This is a genomic window from Lysinibacillus agricola (genome assembly GCF_016638705.1).
Classification (GTDB): Bacteria; Bacillota; Bacilli; order Bacillales_A; family Planococcaceae; genus Lysinibacillus; species Lysinibacillus agricola.
The window spans coordinates 2,644,384-2,657,246 of sequence record NZ_CP067341.1 but is presented as its reverse complement, the minus strand read 5'-3'; the positions used below and the strand labels follow the sequence as shown (position 1 = coordinate 2,657,246).

The following is a 12,863-nucleotide window of genomic DNA, read 5'->3' as shown; positions in this document are numbered from 1 at the left end:
TTCTAATGATTCAAAAGAAGCTATTAGTTAGGATAATTGATACCTTATCTACCATATACTTTTTTACTATATGAAGCTTTCATAACATTGTGGCGGCTGCCTAATGATTCTTTCCGGCGCTTTCATTGAATGTTTCATAAAGAAAAAAACCCCTGCAAAACAATGTTCGCAGGGGTAATAAATCATTGGAATTAAGAATTTAATAATAAATCTTCTGGGTTTTCAAGTAGTTCTTTAACAGTTTTAAGGAAGCCTACAGAATCTTTACCATCGATAATACGGTGGTCATAAGAAAGAGCTAAGTACATCATTGGGCGAACTTCTACTTCACCATTCACTTCAACTGGACGTTTTTTGATAGTGTGCATACCTAGGATAGCTGCTTGTGTACCATTCATGATAGGTGTAGACATTAATGAACCGAATACTCCACCATTTGTAATTGTGAATGAGCCACCTTGAAGATCTGCTAAACCTAATTTTTTGTCGCGTGCTTTTTTCGCTAGGTCTGCAATTGAATCTTCAATTTCAGCGAAGTTTTTGCGGTCAGCGTCACGTACAACTGGTACTACTAAACCTTCTTCTGTTGATACAGCTACACCGATATCAAAGAAGTTGTTTAAGTGAATTTCATCACCAGCGATTTGTGCGTTCACATATGGGTATTTTTTAAGTGCTGCCACTACTGCTTTTGTGAAGAATGACATGAAACCAAGTTTTGAGCCAGTTGACTCGAAGAATTGGTCTTTTTTACGAGAACGTAAAGCCATAATGTTTGTCATATCTACTTCGTTGAATGTTGTTAACATTGCTGTAGATTGTTTTACTTCAAGTAAACGTTTTGCAATTGTTTGGCGACGACGGCTCATTTTTTCAACTGTTACACGTGATTCATCTACAGCTGCTTTAGGTGCTGCTGGAGCTGCTTGTGGTGCTGCCACTGGAGCTGTACCATGAGCTGCTACGTCTTGTACACGTACACGGCCTTGTGGATCTACTGGAGATACAGCAGCAAGGTCAATACCTTTTTCACGAGCAAGTTTACGAGCTGCTGGAGATGCGATTACACGCTCACCAGAAGTTTCTTCTACAACTGGAGCTGCTGCAACCGGAGCAGGTGCCGCTTGTGGCGCTGCTGGAGCTGGAGCTGCTGCTGCAACTGGTGCCGCTGGAGCAGGTGCTGCACCTTCGCCGGCTTCTACTACTGCGATTACTTGACCTACAAGTACAGTATCGCCTTCTTCAGCTAAAATTTGAGTTAAAACTCCCGCTTCTTCAGAAATGATTTCAGCGTTTACTTTGTCTGTTTCAAGTTCAACGATGAATTCACCTTTTTCAACGCGATCGCCCACTTTTTTTACCCATTGTGCGATACTACCTTCTGTAATCGATTCTGCTAATTCAGGGACTTTAATTTCAGCCACTTTCATTTCCTCCTTTAATTAACGTGCATTGTGCACATAAAAGGGCTACTGCCTAAGCAAGTAGCCCGGCTCTCAAAAATTTATTATATGACTATTTAACCTTTACAGGCTCAGCAACTGCTTCTTCAACAAGTGCGGCTTGAGCTGCTTTATGAGAATCTGCATCACCTTCAGAAGTAGAGCTCATTGCAGGACGACCTACATAACGTAGCTTTTTACCTTCAGAAATTTCATGTAATGTTTCTAATGCATAATTCCAAGTACCTTGGTTTTTAGGTTCTTCTTGTACCCAAACAACTTCTTTTACATTAGGATACTTAGCAATAATACCAGCAACTTGTTCTTTTGGGAATGGGTAAAGCTGTTCTACACGAACAATGTGTACGTGATCGAAGCCTTCACCATCTTTTACACGGTCAGCTATGTCAATCATTACTTTACCTGTACCTAATACAATACGCTCTACAGCGTTTTCTTTTGAACCTAAACCTGGTTGCTCAATTACTTCTTGGAATGAGCCATTTGCTAATTGATCAGCATTTGCAGCAGCTAATGGGTGACGAAGTAAGAATTTAGGTGCTACAACTACAAGCGGACGAACACCTTCTGTTCCTAATAATGCTGCTTGACGGCGTAATAAGTGGTAGTAGTTACCTGCATTTGAACAGTTTGCTACAAACCAGTTATTTTCAGCTGACATTTGTAAATAACGTTCCATACGGCTTGAAGAGTGTTCTGGACCTTGACCTTCATAACCATGTGGTAAAAGTATAACTAAACCAGATTTTTGACCCCATTTAGCACGTGCACCTGAAATAAAGTTATCAAACATAACTTGTGCCATGTTTGCAAAGTCACCGAATTGAGCTTCCCAAACAGATAAAACATTACCATTTTCTAAATTATAACCATATTCAAAGCCCACTACCCCTGCTTCTGTCAGTGGAGAGTTGTGTACTGTAAATGATGCATTTGAACCAGAAATATGGTGAAGTGGCGTGAATACATTGCCATTGTTTTTGTCATGTAACACTAAGTGGCGTTGAGAGAACGTACCACGTTGTGCATCTTGACCTGTAAAACGTACTGGTGTGCCATCTTGAATAATTGTTGCATAAGCTAAAGTTTCTGCATGACCCCAGTCGATTTTTGCAGAAGCAAATGCATCACGGCGTTTTTCTAAAATTTTGCCAAGCTTTTTCTGTGGCTCGAAGTTTTCTTCAAACACTAAAAGCTCTTCGTTAATTGTTTCTAGACGTTCCGCACCAACTGCTGTATCAATTTGTGGGAATTCTACTTTTAATTCCTCTGGCATTTCTAAATGCTTGTGCTCATCTTTATCTGCCATTTCTTTTACATGATCATAAGCTGCTTGCATTTCTGCATAAATAGCTGCATCTAATGCTGCTACTTCATCAGCAGAAACTACACCCTCAGCTGCTAATTGCGCACCGTATAAAGCACGAACTGTTTCATGTTTAGCAACTAATTTGTATGTTTCAGGGTTTGTAACAGTTGGATCGTCAGTTTCATTGTGACCGTGACGACGGTAACCAACTAAGTCAACAACGATATCTTTACCGAATTTTTGACGGTAGCTAGCTGCAAAACGACCTACTAAAGTTACAGCCTCAGGGCTATCTGCATTTACGTGTATAACCGGCACTTCATAACCTTTTGCTGGGTCAGAAGAGTAAACAGATGAGCGAGAGTCTTGGTGTTCAGTTGTAAATCCAATCATGTTGTTAGCAATGATGTGGATTGTACCACCAGTAGTGAAACCTTCAGTTTTTGCAAAGTTTAATACTTCTGTTACGATACCTTGACCTGGGAATGCAGCGTCACCATGCACTAGGATTCCTAATCCTTTTGTGCGGTCATGGACAGCTTGCCCTGGCTTAGAAGTATCATCTTGTGCTGCTCGAGCAGTACCTAAAACAACTGGATTTCCTACTTCTAAGTGAGATGGGTTATAGGCAAGTTTAACATTCATACCCGATTCACGGTTGTAAGAAGCACCCATGTGGTATTTTACATCACCTGTCCAACCTTTTGTTATTTCAAGGCGACCATGTTCTGGAATAAATAAATCATTAGATACATGTGCAAAATCAGAGAACATCATGTCATACGGTTTATTTAAAATATGTGTTAAAACATTTAAGCGACCACGGTGAGCCATTCCAATACGTACTTTTTCTACGTTATTTGCTTCAGATGTTTTAATAATTTCATCGAATAGGACGATTTGAGTATCTAAACCTTCACCAGAGAATCGCTTTTGACCTACAAAAGTTTTATGAATAAACTTCTCGAAATTTTCAACGCGAGTTAAACGATCTAATAAAGCTTTTTTCTCATCAGAAGCTAATGCTTGTTTAAATGAACCTGTTTCAATTTGTGCTTGAATCCAATCACGTTCTTCTGTTGCTACTACGTGATTATATTCAAATGCTACTTTTTCTGTATAAACGGATTTTAAGTAATTGATTGCATCCTTACCATTTTTCACGTTTGCTGGCACATCTTTGAAGAAGATAGCTGCAGGAATTTCAGCTAAATCTGCAGCGCTTAAGTTGAACGCGCTTTCTTCAATTTGAGCTGTTTGTAGTTCACGGTTTTTCAAAGGGTAAATATCTGCCGCTAAATGACCATGTGTTCGAATTGCATCTGCTAGTTTCACAGCTGCTAACACTTTTTTGTAATCGCCAGCAGGAGTTGCTGCATTACTAGCTACAGCTACTTCACCCTCTACTACCACTGGTGCACCAAATTGTTGGAATAATAATACTAACTCCGGTTCTACTTCTTCAGGAGACTGTAAGAATAAGTCGTATTGCTCCATCACATATCCTAGGTTAGGACCAGAAAAAGCAGACCATGGAGAACTTACAGTTGTAACGTTGTTCGACATGAAAAATGACCTCCAAATTTTGCCTTTCGGCAGTTCCATTAATTAAATTACAATTAATTATATAATATTTCTCCGCTCTTTAAAAGGATGTTTAACACAACATACCCATAATTTAAAGAACGTTTTTTCCATCTCAATCTTACTACTCTTCACAAAAAATACAACTCTTTTTAGCAAATTAAGCAATTTTTTTCTCAAAGGATAGAATAATTAAATAAAGCGTGTATTTTTCTCAATATTTTAGCGGGAATTTCATGAAGAAAACGGTTCCAACATTTTTTTCACTCTTGACTTCCACAGAGCTATTATATTTTTCGAGTAACATTTTTGTGATACTAAGTCCTAAGCCTGTACCGCCTATTTGACGATTTCTAGCCTCATCAATCCGATAAAAGCGATCGAAAATGAAAGGAATGTATTCTTCCGCAACGCCAATTCCATTATCTTCTATTTTTAAAAGTGCCTCATTCCCAGAGACAGAAAGTGAAATTTGAATCTCAGGAATTTTTTCACAATAACGAATTGCATTTTCTATAATATTACGAACAATTTGACTAAGTGCATTTTCTGTTATAAATAACCGCCCTATTTCTTCATTTTTCGACAGCGTTATTCGAGCTTCTGGATGCAAATGCTTTATTTCCTCTATAACAGTTTCTATAACAGCTACTGCGTCAGCCTCACTCTGATCGTCCTTTTCTTCACGACGAGCAAGCTCTAGTAATTCTTCAATCATTTTACGCATCCGTGCAATTTCCGATAGTGAAGTATCAATAGATTCCTCTAAAATTTCTGGATCATCCTTCCCCCATCTTTTTAAAAGTGAGAGATGTCCTTCAATAGCTTGAATAGGCGTTCGTAACTCATGAGAAGCATCTGCAACAAATTGTTGCTGCTGTGTAAATGAAATTTGCAATTCATTCATCATCGTATTGTACATTTTCAATAAATCGCCAATCTCATCATGGGATGTGTAGGTTAATTGTATTGGCTCATTAAATCCTTTATCCATAACGGTTTTCATAGATGAGCGTAACTCATGTAGTGGTTTCATCAAATAGTTGGCAAGGTAATAGCCAATAGAAGCTGATAACAATAATGCTCCCAAGCCCGCTATTAGCATTGTAGTCAATAAATAATGCATCAAAGACTGGAACTTTGATAATGGATGAATCACTTGAATATACCCTTGAAAGAAACCAAGTTGAATCTGTTGATTTATGACAAAAACATCCTTTTTATCAATCGTCATTTCAATAATTTCACCTATCGAGGTAAGAGGTGCAACCTGTTTATTATCATTAATACTTAAAATCTTTCTGCCATCTAAATTATACAATTTAACTGTTTGATCACGATCCGCAATTGAATCTAAAAGACCTTTATTTTGCTGAATTTCCTGCATTGTAAGACCGGGTCCTTGTGACTCTAAAAAATACACCAAATCATCGCTTGTCCGTTTGATTTTGCTTTGTTCATCATTTAAAAGCCATGTATGTAACGAAATATAAACGACAATACAAATAATCGCATAGCTAAAAAATATTACAGCACTAGATGTTAGCATCCATTTTCTTTGTAAGGATTGATTGACTAAATAATCTCTTAATTTTTTCATTCACGCATCACGTACCCAACCCCACGAACGGTTTCGATATAGGCATTCATATCACCCGGTAGTTTTGTTCGCAAATGCCGGATATATACATCTACCACATTTGTCTCTATATCCGTATCATATCCCCAAACAGAGGTTAAAATTAACTCTCGAGTACAAACTCTATTTTTATGCTCCATCAATAATTTAAGTAGATCGTATTCCGTTTTTGTTAAATCAAGCTTTTTCCCTTGTACAAATACTTCATAGGCTGCTATATCGAGTTCGATATCACGAAAATTTAATGATCCTGCTGTCTTTTCATCAGGTGTCACCCGACGCAAAATGGTACGAATTCTAGCTAGTAGTTCTTCGATTGCGAATGGTTTTACTATGTAGTCATCGGCACCAGCATCTAAGCCAGCTACGCGATCCATCACAGCATCTCGTGCCGTTAACAATATAATCGGTACCTTTGACTGCGTTCGTATTCGACGACAAATTTCAATACCATTTATTCCGGGAAGCATAACATCTAATAACAGAACATCAAAATTTTCAGATGAAGCTAGTGCAATTCCTTCACGCCCATCAAAAGCGACTAAGACATCATAGCCTTCATGCTTTAATTCTAGCTCTACAAAGCGAGCGATATGTTTCTCATCTTCCACCAAAAGTATTTTTTTAGGCATTTCATCACCTTCTATTCCTAAGTAACTGTGAGGGACTCCTCCAACACTGTTATAGCATAACATCAAACAAAAAGTCTGTACCACAAGCAATTACTTGTTTGTACAGACTTCTTTTAATGTGCATCAGCGATATAAAGATTATTTTTTCCGATTTCCTTCGCTTTATATAAGGCTTGATCTGCTAATTCCAGCAAAACATTTAATGTTTTACCGTGATCCGGATAATATGCGATACCAATAGAGGCTGTTGGCGCAAAGTGATGACTTTCGATGGTCCAACCTATTTTAAGTTCATTACGGATGCGATTAATAATATGCATAATTTGTTTATGTCTTTTTTCATCATCCCGAGTTAAACCCGTTAACACGACAATAAATTCATCGCCACCCATGCGAATAACTAAATCATGGCTACGCACAGCATTAATTAAAACCTGGCCAAACTTCCGGATAAAATCATCCCCCGTGTCATGGCCGTAACGATCATTAACAACCTTAAAGTCATCCCCATCGATAAAGAACATCGCTAAACACGCATTATGTCCTTGTGCTTCTGCCAGTAATTTTGGGAACTCCTTCTGTAAATAACGACGATTTGGTAGTTGTGTTAACGTATCGTGATAGGCTAAATATAATAGATCATTCTCTCGCTCCTTACGATGGGTAATTTCACGGGACACCATCATAATTTGCGAAACTTTTTCGCGCTCAGGATCATGAACAACTGTTGCGTTTCCTTCAGTCCAAACAGGCGTACCATCCTTTGCCTTTAGCAGTAGCTCAAACTGCGTATCCGTTTGACCTGAATAATTATTTAGAAACGTTTGCCATGCCTTCTTACTTTCGTCATCGACAATGTTACTGTAAAACTGACCTTGTAATTCTACATTTTCGTAGCCTAAGAAAATTTCATAGGATGGTGAGGCGTAAATAATGATGCCGTCTTCATTTGTTATGACAATCAAATCGTTTGTATTTTCGGTAATGAGACGGAATGTGCGTTCAATATTTTTTAATTCCGTGAACATTTTTTTCTTGTCCGTAATATCATAGTTAATGGATAAAAATTTTTCTATCTTGCCAAATTCATTTTTTAATGGAACTATAGCTGCTTCTACCCAAAAATCCGCATGAAATTTTGTACGGTAGCATAGCTCCCCTCGCCAAATATTTCCCGCTACAAGTGTTTCATAAATGGCTTGTAATAAGTCCTCCGTATGGTAACGAGGCTCGATTAATTTATAAGATTGACCAATTAACTCTTCTGCCGTGAAGCCAGACGCATTCAAAAATAAATCATTCACTTCTAGGATTTTCCCATTAATATCCAAAATAGTGATAGACGTTGCAGAACTTAGAGCAGCCTTAAAAACCTCAAAACCATGAGATTTTGAGCGTAACTCCGCTTTTTGTTCAATGAATTGCGTGAAATCCTGCATGATAAGGAAAATAGCAAAAGAGTTATCCCCCTGCATAACAGGAGAGAGAGAAAGTAAATACATGCGCTCTTTTTTATCCAGTGTATGAAGCTTAATAAGTTTTTCCCCAATATTTTTCGCCCATAGCCGCTCTTTGTAAATAATTTTGTATGTTTTCTACCTCATCTTTAGGAACAATTGGTAGGTCAATGAATAATTGGTGTTTTACCGCTTCATTTTCTAAATCAAAGTCCTCCATAAAGCTGGAATTCACATCGTAAATAGACCCTTCTGCTGATAAGATGACTGTTGAAAAAAAGGCATGATCAAACATTGAACGCATAAATAAAAACTTATCTTCAATGCTGCGATCATAGCGAATCTCTTTTGTTATGGCTAAAATATAGTCTTCATTTTTATATTTAAGCGGACGAACAGATGTCTCATATTTACGAACTTCAGATTTAATATAAGCATAATCCACAAAATCAATTTGACTATGCTTCGCAATTGCTTGATGGTAATTTTCTTTAATTATAGGGAAATTGCGACTTGAGGTAACGGTAGAAAGCATTTTCCCAATGACCTCAGGTGAAAACAAAGCTCGAGCTGCTTGGTTTAAGCTTATATATTGATAATCGTCTCCCTCTTTTTTCATTAGAAAGACAAAATCTTTGCCAATAAACAATTCATTAAATAAATCTTCGCTTAAAAGATATTCCATGCTGTCACCCCATAAGTCGGTAATATTAATATAGAATTTTTATATATTATTTGTTTATACAAAAAAATCAATACTACTATTATAACATAATTTAAAAGAATCACCTTTCTCGATTAAGAAAAATTATATCCTTTTTAGGGTATTTTTTGATATTTTACCTCTTTCGAAGAAATAACATAATCCTAAAGAAACACTTATTAAATATTTTCAGCAATAAAATTGTTATTTTAGACTCAATGCATCGTAAATAACAATTAAACATAATTTAATTATCTCTATAATTATACATTTTTCAGAATTATCCGATCGATAAAAATATTTTTTGTTTTAGCGAGTAAAATGATTGCATAAAGCAGAATGATTGTTATATTATATTAAAAAAACTAGCCATTTTTCGGTATGGTCGAAAAATCAGTAAGACAGCGGGAGATTATGGATTTCATAGTTATAACGTCTAGTTCTTTGGGTTTTAATTCCAGTACGAATTTTAGTTTTCTTCTTTATGTTTTAAAGGAATTGTTTTAACTACCCTTGTAAAGGAGGCGTTTCGTATGCTTAAACATCGAGACCTACATGAATGTACAGAGCTTTATGAGCTATTATCACACCCTTCTGTTTCCCCATTTGTCCGTCAAAAAGCCACATCAGCTGATGAATATTGGTTTATGACAAAACAACTGATTGAAGAAGAAGCGGAGGGACTCGCTATTTCAAGGACAATTACTGATGATTGGGGTCAGCCCATCGGCACCATTAGCATTCATGATGTCGAGGATGGTGCAGGTTTTTTAGGAACGTGGATTGGACTCCCTTATCAAGGTCAAGGCTATAACCAAAAGGCAAAAACACTTTTTTTGAATGAACTTTTTTTTGACTATAACTTCCATACGGTATTTCTCCGTATTCGTGTTGAAAATATAAAATCACAGCGTGCAGCCTTAAAGCTACCCTATGTCATGAGCGCGAATGACAGTCATCCGACATTATTAGCACAGGTAAACAGCGGCGAGGCACAATTTAATTTATATAAAATTCAAAAAGACTTGTTCTACCTTACAACTGCCAATCAAATGCAAGAAGGCGAAGAACAAGCGATGTAAACTACATGTTATTTTTATAAAAATAAGCTATGTGCTCCGTCATGATGACAGGCACATAGCTTTTGTTTTCTGGCTTTGCTTCATATCAATGTGTAATTGGGATGTTAGAGTAGGCAACGACTTCAACGTGACGCTCGCTACTGTTCTGTAGCTATTGTCTGGAGCATGTCGAGTAAAGTGCCTACTTTTTATAGTGTAAAATCAATTTCGCCATTTCATCTGGCGTTTTCGGTCTTTGTGTTTTCTCCATGGTTGCTACCATTTCTTCTTTGCGCTCAGTTAACACATAAACCGATTTCTTAAAGGATTCTTTTGTTAACTCTTCCTCTTGTAATACTTCTGCGTAGCCTTGTCTTTTAAATAACTTGGCATTTAAAATTTGGTCACCACGACTTTTTTGTGCGGATAATGGCACTAACAACATCGGCTTGTGAAGTGCTAAAAATTCAAAAATCGAATTGGAGCCTGCACGTGAGACGATAAAATCTGCCGCATGTAATAAATCCGGTAATTCTGTAGTCACATATTCAAATTGCTTGTAACCAGGCATAGACTCAAATGTTTTGTCATAATTCCCTTTACCGCACAAATGAATAATCTGAAACTGTTTGACAAGCTCTGGTAAATTTTGACGAAGCGCATCATTCAATACAACCGAACCTAGACTCCCTCCCATAACAAGAAGGACAGGCTTTAATGTTGTAAAGCCACATTGTGATAATCCTTTCGCTCGATCTCCCATAAATAACTCTTGGCGAATAATGGAGCCTGTGCATGTGGCCTTTTCTTTCGGTAAGTGCTGCAATGTTTCCTCAAAAATCGTAAAGATATGTGATGCAAATGGTAGCGCAATTTTATTGGCCAAGCCAGGTGTAACATCTGATTCATGGATGACCACTGGAACGCCAGCAAGTTTCGCAGCCATGACAACGGGTACAGAAACAAAGCCACCCTTTGAAAAAATGACTTGTGGCTTCACTTTCTTAATAATACGAAAAGCCTGCATAATTCCTGCAAGCACTTTAAATGGATCTGTAAAATTTTTCATTGAGAAATAACGACGCAATTTTCCACTTGAAATACCGTAAAACGGAACACTAGGGAATGCCTCGCCTATTAATTCTTTTTCAATGCCCTGCTCTGAGCCAATATAGTGGACATCATAACCTAGTTCTTGTAAAGACGGGAGTATCGCTTGATTGAGCGATACATGACCAGCTGTCCCTCCACCGGTTAAAATGATTGTTTGTTGTTTCACGTAAATTCTCCTATTCCTTAAAAGCCATTGTAGCCATACTACTTTTTATTTACAGTCTCTTATTTTACTATATGCGAACGAAAAGATATAGATGAAGCTTTTAATTTTTCAGCTTTCACCTATTTAATATGCTATACTAATTAATCATGTTAATGAAGGAAGTTAAACAATATGTATCAAACAACTACGTTAAAAGAAAAATACGCATTAATATTAAAAATAATCGTACCCATTTTAGTCACACAAGTAGCTTTTTATCTTATTTCTTTCTTCGATATTTTAATGTCGAGTCGCTACGGCACCGCTGACTTAGCTGGAGTATCAATTGGCTCTTCCATTTGGATGCCTGTTTATATAGGACTATCTGGAATTTTACTTGCGATCACACCTATTGTCTCACAGCTTGTTGGAGCCAAAAAAGAGTCGGCAGCAAAGAAGGCTGTTCAGCAAGGTCTTTATGTAGCCATCGTACTAGTGGTTGTTATTTTTATTGTGTTACTAGTCGGTATTGATTGGATTCTAGGTAATATGAATTTAGAAGCCTCTGTACATAATATTGCTAAATCCTATATTCATGCAATGTGTGCTGGTCTTTTACCGCTTTTTTTATTTTTTGTCATGCGCTGTTTTATCGATGCGCTCGGACAAACACGCGTCACAATGATTATTACATTGCTGACAACGCCGATTAATATTGTGTTAAATTACATATTTATTTTCGGGAAATTTGGAGCGCCAGAGCTTGGTGGAATCGGTGCTGGCGTTGCAACGGCAATTACCTACTGGCTAGTTTTCTTTATCACCGTTTGGATTATTGCAAAACGCGTGCCCTTTGAACGCTTCCGCATATTCCATGACTGGCCAAAATTAGAATGGCTTCGTTGGAAGGAAATTTTAATCATTGGTGTGCCTATTGGGATATCCTTATTTGCAGAAACGAGTATTTTTTCCGCTGTCACCATGATGATGAGTAGCTTTAGTACAGAAATCATCGCGGCTCATCAAATAGCTTTAAATTTCACCTCCTTACTATATATGGTTCCACTAAGTATTTCGATGGGCATTACGATATTAGTAGGTTTTGAAATAGGTGCAGGTCGTATGCATGATGCTAAACTCTATAGTTATTTATGTGTTGGTACTGCGATTTTATTTAGCTTTATATCAGCTTGTATCCTATTTATCCTTCGTGAACCTGTTGCAAATATGTATACAACTGATGGAAAAGTGCTAGAATATGCCGTACAATTTTTAGTATTCGCAGCCATTTTCCAACTATCCGATGCTATTCAAGCGCCAGTCCAAGGGGCTTTGAGAGGCTATAAGGATGTTACAGTGACCTTCATCATGGCCATCATTTCGTATTGGATTATTGGTTTGCCTGTCGGTTATGCACTTGCAACTTATACAGACTTCGGGCCGTTTGGCTATTGGATTGGATTAGTGGCAGGTCTGACTACAGGTGCGATTACTTTATTAATACGGTTATTACTTGTTCAAAAAAGATTTTCAAGTACGTCCAAAGCAAAACTGGCAAACTAGACATATTTCTAGTTTGCTTTTTTGCTTTAGAAATTCATCAACATCCCCAATTTTCTGCAACCTCTTTCCCCAACATCTAAGCCCATCCCTAAACTCCGAAAAAGTAAAATTATCACAAAAATGATTTACAGGTGTTTTTTTACAGCTTATAATACAGTTAAGATTTATTAACCGGTTAAAAAGGTGGTTATCGT

Annotated in this window: 9 protein-coding genes; 2 read left to right on the top strand and 7 right to left on the bottom strand. The window is 37.3% G+C overall.

The genetic code is table 11. The features are described from left to right. Positions 1–191 precede the first annotated feature (191 nt). From odhB to FJQ98_RS26805, 6 genes are all read right to left on the bottom strand, one after another. Entirely contained in the window at positions 192–1,424 is a 1,233-nt protein-coding gene (odhB, locus tag FJQ98_RS12780; RefSeq protein WP_053595537.1) for a 2-oxoglutarate dehydrogenase complex dihydrolipoyllysine-residue succinyltransferase, read from the bottom strand. 91 nt (positions 1,425–1,515) lie between these two features. After that, positions 1,516–4,338 (bottom strand): 2-oxoglutarate dehydrogenase E1 component, encoded by a 2,823-nt coding sequence (locus FJQ98_RS12775; protein ID WP_053595536.1) that lies wholly within the window; start codon positions 4,336–4,338, stop codon positions 1,516–1,518. Positions 4,339–4,570: 232 nt separating this feature from the next. After that, on the bottom strand, positions 4,571–5,956 hold the full coding sequence (locus FJQ98_RS12770) for a HAMP domain-containing histidine kinase (protein WP_053595535.1): 1,386 nt from the start codon (positions 5,954–5,956) through the stop codon (positions 4,571–4,573). After that, a complete protein-coding gene (locus FJQ98_RS12765) occupies positions 5,953–6,627 on the bottom strand; it encodes a response regulator transcription factor (RefSeq protein WP_053595534.1) in 675 nt (224 codons plus the stop codon). The genes FJQ98_RS12770 and FJQ98_RS12765 overlap by 4 nt, the downstream gene beginning before the upstream one ends. A 113-nt stretch (positions 6,628–6,740) precedes the next feature. Next, the gene (locus FJQ98_RS12760; protein WP_246494208.1) at positions 6,741–8,129 is read right to left on the bottom strand and encodes a sensor domain-containing diguanylate cyclase; all 1,389 of its coding nucleotides are present in this window, start codon (positions 8,127–8,129) and stop codon (positions 6,741–6,743) included. A gap of 28 nt (positions 8,130–8,157) precedes the next feature. After that, positions 8,158–8,769 carry a hypothetical protein gene (locus tag FJQ98_RS26805; RefSeq protein WP_246494206.1) on the bottom strand — a complete coding sequence of 204 codons (612 nt, stop codon included), beginning with the start codon at positions 8,767–8,769 and terminating at the stop codon, positions 8,158–8,160. 551 nt (positions 8,770–9,320) lie between these two features. Between FJQ98_RS26805 and FJQ98_RS12755 the strand changes: the two genes are divergently transcribed. Then, positions 9,321–9,869, top strand: coding sequence for a GNAT family N-acetyltransferase (locus FJQ98_RS12755; protein ID WP_053595532.1), 549 nt, complete (start codon positions 9,321–9,323; stop codon positions 9,867–9,869). Between the two features lie 181 nt (positions 9,870–10,050). Here the strand turns inward: FJQ98_RS12755 and FJQ98_RS12750 are convergent, their stop codons facing one another. After that, positions 10,051–11,127, bottom strand: a complete 1,077-nt coding sequence (locus tag FJQ98_RS12750) for an undecaprenyldiphospho-muramoylpentapeptide beta-N-acetylglucosaminyltransferase (protein WP_053595531.1) — start codon at positions 11,125–11,127, stop codon at positions 10,051–10,053. Positions 11,128–11,298: 171 nt separating this feature from the next. Between FJQ98_RS12750 and FJQ98_RS12745 the strand changes: the two genes are divergently transcribed. Next, a complete protein-coding gene (locus tag FJQ98_RS12745) occupies positions 11,299–12,669 on the top strand; it encodes an MATE family efflux transporter (RefSeq protein WP_053595530.1) in 1,371 nt (456 codons plus the stop codon). Positions 12,670–12,863: the final 194 nt, after the last annotated feature.

Excerpts from the sequence above, each read along its gene's own strand:
- FJQ98_RS12765 (WP_053595534.1), bottom strand. The coding sequence starts at position 6,627 with ATGCCTAAAAAAATACTTTTGGTGGAAGATGAGAAACATATCGCTCGC.
- FJQ98_RS12760 (WP_246494208.1), bottom strand. The coding sequence starts at position 8,129 with ATGTATTTACTTTCTCTCTCTCCTGTTATGCAGGGGGATAACTCTTTT.
- FJQ98_RS26805 (WP_246494206.1), bottom strand. The coding sequence starts at position 8,769 with ATGGAATATCTTTTAAGCGAAGATTTATTTAATGAATTGTTTATTGGC.
- FJQ98_RS12745 (WP_053595530.1), top strand. The coding sequence starts at position 11,299 with ATGTATCAAACAACTACGTTAAAAGAAAAATACGCATTAATATTAAAA.
- FJQ98_RS12755 (WP_053595532.1), top strand. The coding sequence starts at position 9,321 with ATGCTTAAACATCGAGACCTACATGAATGTACAGAGCTTTATGAGCTA.
- FJQ98_RS12770 (WP_053595535.1), bottom strand. The coding sequence starts at position 5,956 with ATGAAAAAATTAAGAGATTATTTAGTCAATCAATCCTTACAAAGAAAA.
- FJQ98_RS12775 (WP_053595536.1), bottom strand. The coding sequence starts at position 4,338 with ATGTCGAACAACGTTACAACTGTAAGTTCTCCATGGTCTGCTTTTTCT.